We start from the raw sequence: 14658 nt of genomic DNA, 5'->3' as shown, positions 1-14658 counted from the left end.
CGGCGCTCACGAGCGCATCCTCAGGCCGCGCGGATTCGCGACGAAGCCGGCGGCGACGAGGGCGTCGCCGAAGGGCGTGCCGAGCGCGAAGACGCCGTCGATCTTCTCGACGGTCAGCTTCTCGACCCCGCGGGAGCGGACGAGCTGCGAGAGGGCGCCGGCCGCGTCGGCGAGGGCCGCCTCGTCGGCGGTGAAGGTGAGGGCGGTCTTGCCGCCGCGCTCCAGGTAGACCGCGAGCGCTCCGTCGACGACGGCGACCAGCGCGCCGGCCTTCCGACCGGGGCGGTGCCCCTCGCCCTGCGGCCACGGCAGAGCGGCGCCGAACGGATTGGCGGGGTCGGTCGCCGCCAGCGCGAGCACCGGTCGTGAGCGCTCCTGCGCCTCGTCCTGCGGGGCGAACGTGCGGAGCCGGTCGACGCTGCCGGCTGTGCCGAACTGCGCTGCTCCCAGCTTCTCGATGAAGTAGCCCCTCCGGGCGCGGCCCTGCTGCTCGAAGCCGCTCAGCACCTTGTAGGCGAGGGCGAAGCCGCCCAGGACGCCCTCGGCCTGCACGGAGCCGCGGGTGACGATCCCGTACCGCTCGAGCAGCGTCTCGCCGAGCGCGTGCCCGCGGATCGTCGCGTCCGACTCCGCGAGCGGCACGATCGACCAGCGGCCGCCGGCGGTCGGCGGCCCCACGCGGGTGGCCATCGTGGGGCGGGCGGTCATCCGGCCCCGGGGCGCGCGGGCGCGGGCGGGGGCGCGCGGCTGGCGGTGGGCGCCGCCGGTCGAGCCGACGAGGGTGCGCAGCGGCGCCAGGGTGTCGTTCGTGACGAGCCCGGCCCAGACCAGCTCCCACAGGGCCTCGACGAGGCCCGCGTCGTCGGTGGAGCCGACCGCGTCGGAGAGCTGGCGGAAGAAGTAGCCGCCGCCCGATCCGAGCACGCCGACGATCTCCTGCTGGAGCTCGGTCAGGGTCACGGACTCGGCGGCGGGGACGGGGAGGGTCAGCCCTGCCGTGTCGGCGAGATGGAGGCTCACCCAACCGTCGTTGCCGGGGAGGGTGCCCGCGCCGGCCCAGAGGACCTCGCCGGTCGCGGTGAGCTCGTCGAGCATCGCGGGGGAGTAGTCGCGCACCCGGGCGGGCAGGATCAGCGACTCCCACGCGGACGCGGGGATGGGCGCGCCGGCCAGCTGGTCGATCACGGAGGCCACGCCGTCGATACCGCGGAGCGAGCCGCCGACGTGCTGCCAGGCGGGGAGGAAGCGGGCGTACGCGGCCGCGTCCACCGGCTCCACCTCCTTGCGGAGCGCGGCGAGAGAGCGGCTGCGCAGGCGGCGCAGCACCTCGGCATCGCACCACTCGGTGCCGGTGCCGGTGGGGCGGAACTCGCCCTCCGAGACGCGGCGCTCGCCCGCGAGGCGGCGCAGGGTGTCGGTGACGACCGCGACTCCGAGGCCCAGGCGGGTGGCGACGGCGGCGGCGGTGAAGGGGCCGTGGGTGCGCGCGTAGCGGGCGACGAGGTCGCCGAGCGGATCGCGGACCGGGTCGATGAAGGCGACGGGGACGCCGATCGGCAGGGGCACGCCGAGAGCGTCGCGGAGCCGGGAGGCGTCCTCCATCGCGGCGTACCGCTGCTCATCGCCGAGGCCCACGGGCAGGACGCGCTTGGCCTTCACGAGCGCGGCCACGTCGGCCTCGAGCACCGCGCGCTCGATCGCGGGCGCCTTCGCGACGTCCGCCGAGGCGACCGATTCGTCGACCAGGCGCTCCCCGAGCTCGTCGAGCGTCAGCGGGCCGAGCAGCCGGAGCAGGTCGGCGGCGCCCTCGAGCCCGCGGAGGCGGCGCTCGGGCTCGACGCGCTGCAGCTCGCGCTCGATCTGCGCGAGGACGGCCGGGTCGAGCAGCTCGCGCAGCTCCGCCCGGCCGAGCAGCTCGCCGAGGAGCGTCGCGTCGACCGAGAGCGCCGCGGCACGGCGCTCGGCGAGCGGGCTGTCGCCCTCGTACATGAAGGCCGCGACGTAGCCGAAGAGCATGGACCGCGCGAACGGACTGGCGGTCGGCGTCTCGACCTCGAGGATCCGCAGCTCGCGCCCGTCCAGCCGCGCGGCGAGCCGGAGCAGCGCGGGCAGGTCGTAGACGTCCTGGAGGCACTCGCGGACGGTCTCGAGGATGATCGGGAAGGTCGGGTAGGTGCGGGCGACGTCGAGCAGCTGCGCCGCCCGCTGCCGCTGCTGCCAGAGCGGGGAGCGCTTGCCCGGGTTGTACCTCGGGAGCAGGAGCGCCCGCGCCGCGCACTCGCGGAACCGGGCGGCGAAGAGGGCGGAGCCGCCGACCTCGCTCGTGACCAGCTGCTCCAGCTCCTCGCGCTCGAACAGGAACAGCTCGGAGCCCGGCGGCTCCGACTCCGTGTCGGGGATCCGCACGACGATGCCGTCGTCCCCGGCCATGGCCGCTCCGTCGACGCCGTGCCGCTCGCGGACGCGGGCGCCGATGGCGAGCGCCCACGGCGAGTGCACCTGCATCCCGTACGGGGAGTGCAGCACCAGCCGCCAGTCGCCCAGCTCGTCGCGGAAGCGCTCGAGCACGAGGGTGCGGTCGTCCGGGATCTGCCCGGTGGCCAGGCGCTGCTCGTCGAGGAAGGAGAGGAGGTTGTTGGTCGCGTACTCGTCGAGCCCGGCCGCCGTGCAGCGCTCGCGGGCCGTCTCGGGGGCGGCGGCGCCCACCTCGCGGGTGAACGCCCCGATCGCCTCGCCGAGCTCGGCGGGGCGCCCCTGCGAGTCGCCCTTCCAGAACGGGAGGCGCCCGGGCTCACCGAACGCCGGCGTCACGATCACGCGGTCGTAGGTGATCTCCTGGATGCGCCAGCTGGTGGCTCCGAGCGCGAAGACGTCGCCGACGCGGGACTCGTAGACCATCTCCTCGTCGAGCTCGCCGACGCGGTTGCCGGTCGAGCCCGGCTCGCCGACCATGAACACGCCGAAGAGCCCGCGGTCGGGGATGGTGCCGCCGCTGGTGACGGCGAGGCGCTGGGCGCCGGGCCGGCCGGTGAGCGTGTTCGCGTCGCGGTCCCAGACGAGGCGCGGCCGCAGCTCCGCGAACTGGTCGGAGGGGTAGCGGCCCGAGAGCAGGTCGAGGGTCGCCTCGTAGGCGGAGCGGGGCAGGGACACGAACGGGGCGCTGCGGCGGACGGTGTCGAACCAGTCGTCCACGTCGAGGCTCTCGAGGGCGGTCGCGGCGACGGTCTGCTGCGCGAGGATGTCGAGCGGGTTCGCGGGGACGGCGATCGCCTCGATCAGGCCCGAGCGCATCCGCTCCGTCGTCACGGCGGAGTGGAGAAGGTCGGCCCGGTGCTTGGGGTAGAAGGACCCGCGCGAGACCTCGCCGACCTGGTGGCCGGCTCGACCCACGCGCTGCAGGGCGCTCGCGACCGAGGGCGGCGTCTCGACCTGGACGACGAGGTCGACCGCGCCCATGTCGATCCCCAGCTCGAGGCTCGAGGTCGCGACCACGCAGCGCAGGCGGCCGGACTTCAGGTCGTCCTCGATGATCGCGCGCTGCTCCTTGCTCACCGAGCCGTGGTGGGCGCGGGCGAGCAGCGGCTCCTCGTCGGGCGCGGACTGCCCGATGCCGCTCGTGCCCCCGGCCGCTCCCATCGCCTCGGCCGGAGAGCGGCGGATGGAGGAGGAGGCCGCCTCGGCGAGCAGGGCCCCGACGGCGACGGGCTCGCCCGCCTCGCGCGCCCGCTCCGCGGCGAGCTCGCGGCGCTCGGCGTAGATCTCGTTGAGCCGGGCGGTCAGCCGCTCGGCGAGGCGGCGGGAGTTCGCGAAGACGATGGAGGAGGTGTGCGCGAGGACCCGATCGACGATCGACTCCTCGACGTGCGGCCAGATCGACCCGCTCTGCGGACCGGTGGCCCCCATCGTCGATCCGTCCTGCGGAGCCGCCGTCCCCAGCTCGGACATGTCCTCGACCGGGACGACGACGCTGAGGTCCCACTGCTTCTCGGACGCCGGAGCCACGATCGCGACCGGGGAGCGGCCGGCGAGGAACCGGGCCACCTCCTCGCGCGGACGCACCGTCGCCGAGAGGCCGATGCGCTGCACCGGCTTCGGGAGCAGGGCGTCGAGCCGCTCGAGGGAGACGGCGAGGTGCGCCCCGCGCTTGGTCGACGCGACCGCGTGGACCTCGTCGACGATGACCGTCTCGACGCCGCGGAGCGACTCGCGCGCCGCCGAGGTGAGCATGAGGTAGAGCGACTCGGGGGTCGTGATCAGGATGTCCGGCGGCGTCTTCTGCAGCACGCGCCGCTCGGCGGCGGGCGTGTCTCCCGACCGCACCCCGACGGTGACCGTGGCCGGCGCGCTGCCGATGCCCTCGGCGCTCAGCCGCAGCGCCGTCTGGGTGACGCCGACGAGCGGCGAGCGGAGGTTGCGCTCGACGTCGACGCCGAGAGCCTTCAGCGGCGAGACGTAGAGCACGCGCGTGCGGTGCTGCGGATCCTCCGGCGGCGGGCCCTGCACGAGCCGGTCGATCGCCCAGAGGAAGGCCGAGAGCGTCTTGCCGGAGCCGGTGGGAGCGACCACGAGGGCGTGCGCTCCACTCGAGATGGCCGACCAGGCGCCCTCCTGGGCGGCGGTCGGCGCCGGGAACGCGCCCTCGAACCACGCGCGCGTGGCGGGGGAGAAGCGCTCGAGGACGTCCGGCATGCACCCATCCTCCCTGCCACCTCCGACATTGCCGGGGCCGCGGCCCGGGGGCGAGCCCTTGACGCGGGGGAGTCCGCCCGTCAGGCGAAGCCGAGACGCACGAACGTGCCGATGTCGGCGAGCTCGGCCTGCCCGACTCCGTGGGCGACGCCCTCGTAGACCCGGGCGTCGAGCGCCGTGTGCTCCGGGAACCAGGCCGCCGCGTCCCGCACGAGCTCCTCCGGGATCACCGTGTCGAGCGTCCCGCGGCCCCAGAACACCGGCGGACGCTCGCGGGCGAGCCGCTCGTCCGCGTCGTCGCCCTCGGCGAGCGGGACCACGAACCCGGACAGGGCGACCGCGAAGGCGAAGCGGCCAGGCGCGCGCCGCAGCAGCTGCACCGCCAGCGCGGCGCCCTGGGAGAAGCCCAGCAGCCCCACCGGGCCCGGGTGCTCCAGACCGTCGAGCCACTCGATCACACCGGCCGCCGCCGCCTCGACGGCCTCGGGATCGGCCCGCGGCTCGTCCGGCACCAGCGGGACACGGAGGGGCCACCACGCGTTCGCCCCGCCGCCCAGGGCGAGAGGCGCCCGGAGGGACGCGAGGACCGGCTCCAGCGGCAGGTAGGCGCCGAGCGAGAACAGGTCCCCCTCGTGCGAGCCGTAGCCGTGCAGCAGCACCAGGAGGGGCCTGCCGACGCGGTCGCGCTCGGAGGAGGACCACAGCACCGCGTTCGCGTCGATTCCCATCGCACCATCATCCCCCTGAGTACGGGATCGCCGCCGCCGGTCGGAACACCAGCCGCGAAGGGTGAGAATGGCTGCATGAGCGTGCGCACCCCTGACCCGAACTCCGGGTGGCTGTCCGACGACGAACTCGCCGAGATCCGCCGGCGGCTCCCGCTGCTGTACGTGGAGGCCGTGCCCGTCCGGGTCGACGGGCTCGGGCAGGTCACCGAGGTCGGCGTGCTCCTGCGCGCGACCCCCTCCGGCCAGATCACCCGCACGATCGTCTCGGGCCGCGTGATGTACGGCGAGACGCTGCGCGACGCGCTGTTCCGCCACCTCGAGAAGGATCTCGGTCCCATGGCCTTCCCCCTCCTCCCGGCGAGCCCGCTCCCCTTCCACGTCGCCGAGTACTTCCCGATGCCCGGCATGGGACCGTTCACCGACGACCGCCAGCACGCGGTCTCCCTCGCCTACGTCGTCCCCGTCACCGGCACCTGCGACCCCCGCCAGGACGCCCTCGAGCTCACCTGGATGACCCCCGACGAGGCCTGCTCCGACGCGATCTCCGCCGAGATGGAGGGCGGGCGGGGCGCGCTGATCCGCGCCGCGCTCGCTTCCGTGGGCCGCCTGTCCTAGGGGCGCGGATCGGCCGCGGTGCTCCCTTCTGCGCACCGATAGCGGCGCGCCGCGGTCGGCTTGCAAGGATGGCGGGCAGGCTGGAGCGTCGGGCGTCCGCCTGGACCGATCCGCCGGCACGCGACCCGGCCGTTCGGCTCGTGGATCCGGCGTCCACGGGACCTCTGTGACCGGGCGAGGAGAGGCGGCGCCCCTGCCCGACGACGGCGCCGCAGGGAATCGCCTGATCAGGACGCGGTGAGGACTTCCGGAACTCCCCGCGCGGGACTCCGCTCGAAGAGGTGAGGCGTGAACGACGAAGGGCCGGGGCCCGCGACCAGTAGTCGCGGGCCCCGGCCCTTCGTGATGTCGGCGTCCTGATCAGGACGAGCGTTGACGTGCGATCACCGATCACCCAGCCCCCGGACCAGCCGCTCCCCGCGAGGCGAACGGTCGATCCGCGTGCGAGCGGACCGGCCTAGCCGGTCGCGACACGCTCTGCGCATCGCAACCGTGCTTGAAGCCGACCGCGGTGCGCCGCTCCGCGGCTGCCCGTGAGGCGAACGGTCGATCCGCGTGTGAGCGGATCGGACCTAGCCGGTCGCGACACGCTCTGCGTACCGCAACCGTGCTTGAAGCCGACCGCGGTGCGCCGCTCCGCGGCTGCCCGCGAGGCGAACGGTCGATCCGCGTGTGAGCGGATCGGACCTAGCCGGTCGCGACACGCTCTGCGCGCCGCGACCGTCCTTGAAGTCGACCGCGGTGCGCCGCTACGCGGCGCACAAAACGGTTCAGCCCTGCGCGCGCCGGCCGCCGCGGCGGGCGCCGCCGCCGGCGGACTCGCGGGCGGGAGCGGCCGAGGCTGCTCCGCCGGTCGCGGTGCTGTAGAACGAGCGCGATCCGCCCGAGGTCGAGGGGGCGCCGGCGGCCGAGCGGCTGCGGCCTCCGCGGGCGCCGCCGCGGGCGGGTCCCTCGGCGGCGGTGCGGTCGCGGCGGGGGCGGTCGCCTCCGCCGGTCGCGGCACCCGTCGAGCGTCCGCCGCGGGGTGCGGCGGTGCCCTCGGTGCGGGCCGCGCGCTTGCGCTGCGCGTTGGCGCCCTGCGAGCGTCCGCCCTGCGACTGGCCGCGGACGGGCTCGACGACGGCGCTGGGTGTGACGTACGGAGCGACGTCGCCGACGAGCTTCGCGACGGCGGCCGAGTCGGCCGTCACCTGCTGGGGCGCGACCTGGATCGCGGCCTTGCGGAGGAGGGTCTTCACGTCGCTGCGCTGCGTGGGCAGGACGACGGTGACGACGTCTCCCTCGCTGCCGGCGCGGGCGGTGCGGCCCGAGCGGTGCAGGTACGCCTTGTGCTCCATCGGCGGGTCGACGTGGATGACGAGCTCGACGTCGTCGACGTGCACACCGCGGGCGGCGACGTCGGTGGCGACGAGGACCTTGACGGTGCCGGCGCCGAACGCGGCGAGGTTGCGGTCGCGGGCGACCTGCGAGAGGTTGCCGTGCAGGTCGACCGCGGGGATGCCCTGGCCGGTGAGCTGCTTGGCGAGCTTCTTCGCGTGGTGCTTGGTGCGCATGAAGAGGATGCGGCGGCCGGTGCCGGACGCGAGGGTCTTCACGAGCGCGTTCTTGGCGTCGAGGCCGTCGACCTCGAACACGTGGTGGGTCATCAGCGCGACGGGAGAGTTGGCCTCGTCGACCGAGTGGAGCACCTCGTTCTGGAGGTACTTCTTGACCAGCTTGTCCACGCCGTTGTCGAGCGTCGCGGAGAACAGCAGGCGCTGCCCGCCGCGGGGGGTCTTGTCGAGGATGCGCGTGACGACCGGCAGGAAGCCGAGGTCGGCCATGTGGTCGGCCTCATCGAGGACGGTGATCTCGACGGCGTCGAGGTTCACGAAGCCCTGCTTCATCAGGTCCTCGAGGCGGCCCGGGCAGGCCACGACGATGTCGACGCCCTGCTTGAGCGCGGCGACCTGGCGCTGCTGCGAGACGCCTCCGAAGATCGTGGTGGTGACGATGCCGTAGGCGTCGGCGAGGGGCTGCATCGCGGCGGTGATCTGCGTGGCGAGCTCGCGGGTCGGCGCGAGGACGAGTCCGAGCGGGCGGCCGGGGCGGCGGCGTCCGCCGGCGAGCGAGCCGCCGAGGCGGGCGATCATCGGGATGGAGAAGGCGAGGGTCTTGCCGGAGCCGGTCTTGCCGCGGCCGAGGACGTCGCGTCCGCCGAGGGTGTCGGGCAGCGTGTCGACCTGGATCGGGAAGGGCTCGGTGATGCCGCTCGCGGTGAGCGCGGCCACGAGGGGGGCCGGCACGCCGAGGGCGCTGAAGGAGAGGGGGGTGTTCGACATGGAGTGGTGCCTTTCGGGGGCATCATGCCGATCGAGGACGCGCAGGCGGTGGCCGGGGGCGCGGGTGATCGGCGTTCGGGCGAAGGTGACGGTGGTCACATCCGTTCGCCGTACGATTCGGTGCGCGCGGCCGGGGGCCTCATGCACGTGCGCCAGATGGTCGGGACGGATCCTCGACGGTCAGAGTCCTAGGGGACAAGGGGCGTTCTACGACGCGGGGGAGCGCAGTCGCTGCGCTCGCACCACCCCACTCTAGTGGATGCCGATCCATCCGCGCATCGCGGCCTGCACGCGGGAGCCGTCGCGGTCGCTCAGCTTGGTGCCGACGAAGTCGCCCGCCCAGTCCGAGGTCTGCACGCGGAAGGCCGGCTCCGGGTCGCGCAGGGTCTTCAGGATGACGGCGGCGACGTCGGACGGGTCCTGCGCGTGGGTCGAGGAGAAGGACGACGCGGCGCGGTCGAGGTAGGCGCCGAGCGCCGGCGCGTAGGGGCCGGCCTGCGCGAGCATCGCCGCCGCGTCGATGCCGACGTTCTCGACGAAGCTGCTGCGGACCGCTCCCGGCTCGATCAGCGACACGTGGACGCCGACGGAGGCGGCGACCGGGGCGAGCGCCTCGAAGAACCCCTCGACCGCGAACTTCGCCGCGCAGTAGTCCTCGTTGAACGGCTGCCCGATCGCGCCGCCGACGCTCGAGACGGTGACGATGCGGCCGCGGGACGAGCGCAGCATCGGCATCGCGGCGCGGGTGACCGCGACGGTGCCGAAGAAGTTGACCTCCATCACGCGGCGCAGCTCCTCCGGATCCTCCAGCTCGAGGGTGCCGAGGTGGCCGGCTCCGGCGTTGTTCACGAGGGCGTCGAGACCGCCGAGCTCCTCCTCCACGGCGCGGAGGCAGCCGGCGACGGAGTCCGCGTCGGTCACGTCGAGCGCCCGCAGGTCGAGCTCGACGCGGGCTTCGGCGGCGGCGGTGCGCAGGCCCTCCGCCCGCTCCGGATCCCGCACGGTGGCGACCACCCGCCAGCCCGCGCGCGCGGCCTCGATCGCGGTGGCGCGGCCGATGCCGGTGGAGGTTCCGGTGACGAGGAGGACGGGACGGGGCATGCGGCTTTCCTGCTTTCCGGCGCACGACGGCGCCGCCCGGAGGCTATCGGCCGCCCCTCCGAGAACGTCCAGGGTCGGTATCAGCCCCGGTAGCGCTCGCCGACCGGCACCTCTACCGGCAGCCGGTTGCCCGCCTGGGCGAGCGGGCAGGCCCAGGCCGGGTCGTAGGCGCAGGAGGGGTTGTAGGCGAAGTTGAAGTCGAGCACCAGTGTCCCCGGGGCGGAGCCCGGGCCGAGGTCGGCGCCCTTCACGGTGTCCAGGAGGTAGCGGCCGCCGCCGTAGGTGCCGCCGGGTGTCCCCGCGAGGGCGTCCTTGACCGGCAGGAACAGGCCTCCGCCGTAGGACGCGAGGCGCCAGACGTCGAGGCTGCCGGCGTCCGGCACCTCGACCGTGCCGATCAGCTCGAAGGGGACGGTGCCGTCGGTGCCGGTCTCCACGTCCATCCGCCGCGCCTCCTCGGCGGGGGCCACCTCGAGCTCGAAGCGCCAGGCCGCGTCGTAGGGCGCGATCGGCAGCGAGCGGAAGTGCGCACGGTCGGCCGGGAGGAGGGGGGTGGAGGGGTGCTGCGCGAAGAGCGCGTTGCGCCCGCGGATCCAGGACGCGTGCGCGGCGAGCAGGTCCACGTTCGAGAGCCGGCGCACCTCCGCGTAGAGGGCCTGGACGTGGCGGCGCCAGTCCGACACCTCGACCGCGTTCGTGAGGCGGCGGCGGGGCGAGACGCCGTCGTCGTCCTGCTCCTCCTCGTCGGCGGAGGGCCACTGGAGGCGCAGGAGCTCCGAGCGCGACAGCTCGGTCTCCTCCTCGGCGACACCGTCGGGGCTCATGCGGCGGACTCCCCGCGCGGGCGGGTGTCGGCACCGACATCGTGGCGCCAGGTCGGGGCGAGGGAGCGGATGCGGATGCCGCGCCACTGCCAGAACGCCCACATCGACGGCCAGAGCGCGGCCGAGGCGAGGCCCGCCGAGAACTCGAGGCGGTCGCGGAAGAGCGTGCGCCCGTCGGGGAGCGGGGCGACGGCCATGCGGTGGTCCCACGCGGTGATCAGGCGGAGGGAGCCGGTGAGGGGCCCGCCGCTGTCGCGCAGGATCCGCACGTCGGGCATCGAGGGGACGCGGCGGTAGGAGAGGTCGATCTCCTGCGCGCCCATCGGCACGATCCCGAGGGCGTCCATCGCGACCTCGTGGGAGCCGAGCCCCCAGGTCGGGCGGAAGCCGCCCTCGTCCAGCGACGCGGCGGTCAGGAGCGGGGACATCACCTCCCGGAACACGGCCGGACTCTGCAGGGCGCGCCAGGCGGAGTCGGCGTCGGTGTCGAGCACGTGCTTGAGCATCACCTTCACGAGGGACATCCTCCTCCGCCCGCCCCCGCGCGGGAACCGGGTGCGCGCGGAGCCCCGGACGTGTATGCGCCTCCGGTGCTCGCTACCGTGTCAGGGTGACCGCTCCCGCCGCCTCCGTCGACCAGTCGACCTACCAGATCCGCTTCGAGTGGGGGGCCCGCGCCCTCCGCGTGCTCGCCCCCGCCCACGTCACGGTGCTCGTCGACGCTCTGCCCGGAGGCGAGAGCCCCGACCTCGGGGGAGTGGAGGGCCGCGTCGTCCGCGCGGGCCTGGCCGACCGCTCGGCCGTCGCCCGCTGGATCCTGGAGCGCCAGCGCGAGAACGGCGGGCGCACCAGCGTCAACGTGATCGCACTCGGCGACGTCGACGACAGCGGAGCGGCGCGGTTCGCGATGGAGGACCAGCTGGCGGCCGGCGCCGTCGTCGACGCGCTCATCGGGCTGGGCATCGACCACGTCTCGCCCGAGGCCGCGGTGGCCTGCGCGTCCTACGAGGGCCTGCGCCGGGCGTGCGCGCATCTGCTCACCGCGTCCGAGTCCGGCCGCCTGCTCGCCGCCGAGGGGCGGGCGGACGAGGTCCGCGCCGCCGCCCGGGTCGACGCCGTCGACGAGGTGTCGGTCCTCCGCTGACCCGCCGCTCCGGCGGGCGCGGCCTCCGAGCGGTGCAGGGCGTCCGCGGAGCGCACAAGCCCCTGCGGATCCGAGCCGCCGCCTCGACCAGTCGCACGCCCCCGGCGTAGCGTTCGGCGGAGGCGGTCCCTCCGCCCCCCCCGCCCCGACCGAAAGCTGGCCCGCATGAAAGCCGTCCTCAACGACGTCGTCCTCGCCGACGCCCCCGACTCCGACCTGATCTCGATCGAGGGCAACTGGTACTTCCCGCCGTCGAGCATCGCCGAGGGCGTGCTCGTCGAGAGCCCCACGCCCTACACCTGCCCGTGGAAGGGCGAGTGCCAGTACTTCTCGGTGCAGACCGGCGACGGCCTGCAGAAGGACAAGGCCTGGTCGTACCCGCACCCCTACCCGACGGCGTTCGACCGCGTCGGCAAGGACTTCTCGGGCTACGTCGCCTTCGACCGCTCGGTCCGCGTCTCCGACTGATCCGTCCCGCCGCGGCGCCGCTCCCGGTGCCGCGGCGGTGCGTCAGCCGCGCGGGGTTGCGGCGCGCGCCCGGTAGGCCCGGACCTTCGACCGGTTCCCGCAGCGCTGCATCGAGCACCAGCGGCGCGACCCGGCTCGGGACGTGTCGAGGTAGAGCATCCGGCACTCCGGATCCGGGCAGCGCCGCAGCCGTCCGGTCGCGGCCGGACCCAGCAGCCCCACGGCCTCCCGGGCGATGGACGCGAGCGCCTGCCTGCCCGCCGCGTGGAGCCGTCCGGCCTGCCGCGATCCGCCGCTCAGCACCGGCGGGATGTCGGGCATCGCCGCGACCAGGTTGACCACGTCGACGTCGCGCGGGTCGGGCGCGGTGCCGGCCTCGGCCGCGACGGCCAGCCGGGCGATCGCGCCCCGGAGCATCAGCGCGTCGTCCAGGCGCGCGTCCCGGCTCTCGGGGCCGACCGCCTCGAAGCGCTCGGCGAGCCAGGCGGCCAGGGCGGCGTCGGAGTCGAGGTGCTCGGCCGCTCCCGGAGGCAGTCCTCCCGTCGTGGCGAAGTCGAGTGCGAGGCTCCCGGAGTCGAACCACCAGCGCCGGCCGTCGGCCTCGGGGAGCCACTGCCCGGTGACCGGCGTGCGCCCGCCGTGCGGGGCCTCGTCCGGGGTCACGGCGCCGGGACCGGTCGGCGCCGCCACTGGATCGCGTTCGCGGCCTCGAACCGGCGCGCGCAGCGGCCGCAGGCCAGGGGCCGGGTGGGCCGGCGATGGCGGTAGAAGAGGTGTCCGCCCGGGCAGGTGCCGACCCACGGCGCGAGCTCGTCCGCGGTCGCGTTGCTGTGGGTGCGCGATCCCGTGTAGCCGAGCCGCGCCGCGATCCGCCGCCACTGCGGTCCGTGCCCGGCGTCGGGCCCCGCGAGCGCGTGAGCGACCTCGTGCAGGAGTGTCTGCCGGACCTCCTCGTCGCTCCAGCGGGCTGCGAGGTGGCGCGAGACCGTGATCCGGCGGCGCGTCCAGTGGCAGGCGCCGCCGCGGGTGCGCGCGTGGTCGAGCGCGAAGGACCAGGAGGGGTCGAGGTGCTCCTCGATCAGCGCGTCGGCCCAGCGGGCCACGTCCTCGAGGTCGGCCACCGGTGGCGCTGCCTAGGACTCGTCGCCGTCGGCGCGGCGGCGGCCGCGGGCGGTGCCGTCGGTGCGGGCCTCGCGGTCGGTCCCGTCCTGGAACTCGGAGGCGGCGGCGTAGCCCAGGCGCGCGACCTCGAGCTCCTCCTCGGGGACCCCGACGCGCTCGCCGAGGGCGGTCGCGGCGTCGAAGTCGCGCATCGCCCGGCCGTACTCGCCCAGCTCGAAGAAGGTGAGGCCGCGGTGCTTGAGCGCGAAGGAGTGCTCGAGGTGCCACTCGTGCGTGCGGGCCTCCTCGACGCAGAGCGCGAGCTCCGAGAGGGCCTCGTCGGTGCGGCCCCGCAGCTGCATGAGGCGGGCGCGGCGGACGCGGGCGGTGAGCAGCTCGGCGCGGTCGCCGGAGAAGCGGGTGCGGCGGACGGCCTCGTTCGCGAGGTCCCACGCCTCGTCGACGCGCCCGAGCAGGCGCAGCAGCTCCGCCTTCTCGGTGAGCGCGGCGAGGCTGCGCAGCGCGCCGATCTCCTCCAGGCGCTCCTGGGCGGCGTCGACGTCGATCTCCTCGTGGAGGGTCGCGGGGTCGTGGCGGATGATGATGCTCAGGGCGATGCTTCCTCGTGGAGTGCGGATCCGGATCGTCGCGCGCGGCGGACGAGAGGACGGTCGGGGTCGCTGACCCCGGCGTCGAGTGTACCGGCGGGTCCCCGGACGGCGCCCCGACGCGCGGCCCGGGTCAGCCCCGTCGCACCTGGAAGATGCTCCGCGCCGGCAGCGGCGACGGGGTGGCGGTCTCGTCCGTGACGACGAGGGCGCCGGCGATGAAGTTCTCGAGCTCCCGCCCCTGCACCAGCTTGGAGGGCGCGGGGTCGGAGGCGAGGCGCCGCGGCAGGCCGTCGAGCGGCAGCGGATCGGCCGAGGCGAGCATCACCACGTTCCCGAAGCGCTTGGCCTTGAGCATCTGGGTGTCGGTCATGATCGCGGTGTGCGCGAAGACGGAGGCGAGCGTCGCGGCCTGGGCGCGGGCGAAGGCGAGCGCGCCGCCGTCGGCCACGTTCACCGCGACCAGGCCGCCGGGGGCGAGCAGCGGCGCGATCGCCCCGTAGAAGTCGGCGCTGGTCACGTGCGCGGGAGTGCGCGCGCCCGAGAAGATGTCGACGACGACCACGTCGACCGTGCCGCGCAGCCCGGGCGGCAGCTTGCCGAGCACCTCGCGGGCGTCGCCCTGGCGGATGCGGATCTGCGCCCCGCGGGGGAGCGGGAGCGCCTCGCGCACCAGCTCGACCAGAGCGCCCTCGATCTCGACGACCTGCTGGCGCGAGCCCGGCCGGGTCGCGGCGACGTAGCGGGGGAGGGTCAGCGCTCCGGCGCCCAGGTGGAGCGCCGTGACGCTCTCGCCCTCGGGGGCGACGAGGTCGATCGCGTGGCCGATCCGGCGGACGTACTCGAACGAGAGGTGCGTCGGATCCGCGAGGTCGACGTGCGACTGCGGAGTGCCGTCGACGACCAGGGTCGCCGCCTCGGGCGAGTGGCGGTCGGGCTCGATCCGCGCGGTGTACCCGCTGGCGAGCACGGCGCGGGGGTGCTCGGAGTCGTCTCCGCGTCGGCGGCCGGTGCGTTCCTGCATCCGACCAGTCTGCCGCGGCGGCGGGACGGCGGGGC

General features: G+C 75.0%; 13 protein-coding genes. 3 read left to right on the top strand and 10 right to left on the bottom strand.

Annotation, left to right across the window (positions count from 1 at the left end):
- Positions 1-6: 6 nt before the first annotated feature.
- Positions 7-4689 (bottom strand): ATP-dependent helicase, encoded by a 4683-nt coding sequence (locus C5C10_RS09865; protein ID WP_104329137.1) that lies wholly within the window; start codon positions 4687-4689, stop codon positions 7-9.
- An 80-nt stretch (positions 4690-4769) separates the two neighbouring features.
- Entirely contained in the window at positions 4770-5417 is a 648-nt protein-coding gene (locus C5C10_RS09860; RefSeq protein ID WP_104260904.1) for an alpha/beta hydrolase, read from the bottom strand.
- A 75-nt stretch (positions 5418-5492) separates the two neighbouring features.
- On the opposite strand from C5C10_RS09860, the gene C5C10_RS09855 reads away from it, so the two are divergent.
- Positions 5493-6032 (top strand): NUDIX hydrolase family protein, encoded by a 540-nt coding sequence (locus tag C5C10_RS09855; protein WP_104225113.1) that lies wholly within the window; start codon positions 5493-5495, stop codon positions 6030-6032.
- A gap of 770 nt (positions 6033-6802) precedes the next feature.
- Here the strand turns inward: C5C10_RS09855 and C5C10_RS09850 are convergent.
- The 4 genes from C5C10_RS09850 to C5C10_RS09830 form a co-directional block, all read right to left on the bottom strand.
- Entirely contained in the window at positions 6803-8353 is a 1551-nt protein-coding gene (locus C5C10_RS09850) for a DEAD/DEAH box helicase (RefSeq protein ID WP_104225114.1), read from the bottom strand.
- A gap of 252 nt (positions 8354-8605) precedes the next feature.
- Positions 8606-9454 (bottom strand): SDR family oxidoreductase, encoded by an 849-nt coding sequence (locus C5C10_RS09840; protein ID WP_104329136.1) that lies wholly within the window; start codon positions 9452-9454, stop codon positions 8606-8608.
- An 80-nt stretch (positions 9455-9534) separates the two neighbouring features.
- Complete coding sequence (locus C5C10_RS09835; protein ID WP_104233931.1) at positions 9535-10278, bottom strand: DUF1684 domain-containing protein; 744 nt, start codon at positions 10276-10278, stop codon at positions 9535-9537.
- The gene (locus C5C10_RS09830; RefSeq protein WP_258060523.1) at positions 10275-10802 is read right to left on the bottom strand and encodes a hypothetical protein; all 528 of its coding nucleotides are present in this window, start codon (positions 10800-10802) and stop codon (positions 10275-10277) included. Before C5C10_RS09830 ends, C5C10_RS09835 begins: the two co-directional genes overlap by 4 nt.
- A gap of 86 nt (positions 10803-10888) precedes the next feature.
- On the opposite strand from C5C10_RS09830, the gene C5C10_RS09825 reads away from it, so the two are divergent.
- Positions 10889-11422, top strand: a complete 534-nt coding sequence (locus C5C10_RS09825; protein WP_104329135.1) for a 2-phosphosulfolactate phosphatase — start codon at positions 10889-10891, stop codon at positions 11420-11422.
- Positions 11423-11587: 165 nt separating this feature from the next.
- Positions 11588-11890, top strand: coding sequence for a DUF427 domain-containing protein (locus C5C10_RS09820; protein WP_104224584.1), 303 nt, complete (start codon positions 11588-11590; stop codon positions 11888-11890).
- 42 nt (positions 11891-11932) lie between these two features.
- Here the strand turns inward: C5C10_RS09820 and C5C10_RS09815 are convergent, their stop codons facing one another.
- From C5C10_RS09815 to C5C10_RS09800, 4 genes are all read right to left on the bottom strand, one after another.
- A complete protein-coding gene (locus C5C10_RS09815; protein WP_258060522.1) occupies positions 11933-12580 on the bottom strand; it encodes a CGNR zinc finger domain-containing protein in 648 nt (215 codons plus the stop codon).
- Positions 12550-13011, bottom strand: a complete 462-nt coding sequence (locus tag C5C10_RS09810) for a SprT-like domain-containing protein (RefSeq protein ID WP_104329134.1) — start codon at positions 13009-13011, stop codon at positions 12550-12552. The genes C5C10_RS09815 and C5C10_RS09810 overlap by 31 nt, the downstream gene beginning before the upstream one ends.
- Positions 13012-13023: 12 nt before the next feature.
- The gene (locus tag C5C10_RS17830) at positions 13024-13353 is read right to left on the bottom strand and encodes a hypothetical protein (protein WP_181027192.1); all 330 of its coding nucleotides are present in this window, start codon (positions 13351-13353) and stop codon (positions 13024-13026) included.
- A 379-nt stretch (positions 13354-13732) separates the two neighbouring features.
- Entirely contained in the window at positions 13733-14623 is an 891-nt protein-coding gene (locus tag C5C10_RS09800) for a spermidine synthase (protein WP_104329133.1), read from the bottom strand.
- Between the last annotated feature and the right edge of the window lie 35 nt (positions 14624-14658).

The sequence above is a fragment of the Rathayibacter sp. AY1A3 genome (assembly GCF_002930975.1).
GTDB lineage: Bacteria > Actinomycetota > Actinomycetes > Actinomycetales > Microbacteriaceae > Rathayibacter.
The sequence above is the reverse complement of the archived record's forward strand: the minus strand, read 5'-3'. Positions and strand labels throughout refer to the sequence as shown.

Excerpts from the sequence above, each read along its gene's own strand:
- C5C10_RS09820 (WP_104224584.1), top strand. The coding sequence starts at position 11,588 with ATGAAAGCCGTCCTCAACGACGTCGTCCTCGCCGACGCCCCCGACTCC.
- C5C10_RS09835 (WP_104233931.1), bottom strand. The coding sequence starts at position 10,278 with ATGAGCCCCGACGGTGTCGCCGAGGAGGAGACCGAGCTGTCGCGCTCG.
- C5C10_RS09830 (WP_258060523.1), bottom strand. The coding sequence starts at position 10,802 with ATGTCCCTCGTGAAGGTGATGCTCAAGCACGTGCTCGACACCGACGCC.
- C5C10_RS09855 (WP_104225113.1), top strand. The coding sequence starts at position 5,493 with ATGAGCGTGCGCACCCCTGACCCGAACTCCGGGTGGCTGTCCGACGAC.
- C5C10_RS09865 (WP_104329137.1), bottom strand. The coding sequence starts at position 4,689 with ATGCCGGACGTCCTCGAGCGCTTCTCCCCCGCCACGCGCGCGTGGTTC.
- C5C10_RS09850 (WP_104225114.1), bottom strand. The coding sequence starts at position 8,353 with ATGTCGAACACCCCCCTCTCCTTCAGCGCCCTCGGCGTGCCGGCCCCC.
- C5C10_RS09800 (WP_104329133.1), bottom strand. The coding sequence starts at position 14,623 with ATGCAGGAACGCACCGGCCGCCGACGCGGAGACGACTCCGAGCACCCC.
- C5C10_RS09860 (WP_104260904.1), bottom strand. The coding sequence starts at position 5,417 with ATGGGAATCGACGCGAACGCGGTGCTGTGGTCCTCCTCCGAGCGCGAC.
- C5C10_RS17830 (WP_181027192.1), bottom strand. The coding sequence starts at position 13,353 with ATGCAGCTGCGGGGCCGCACCGACGAGGCCCTCTCGGAGCTCGCGCTC.
- C5C10_RS09840 (WP_104329136.1), bottom strand. The coding sequence starts at position 9,454 with ATGCCCCGTCCCGTCCTCCTCGTCACCGGAACCTCCACCGGCATCGGC.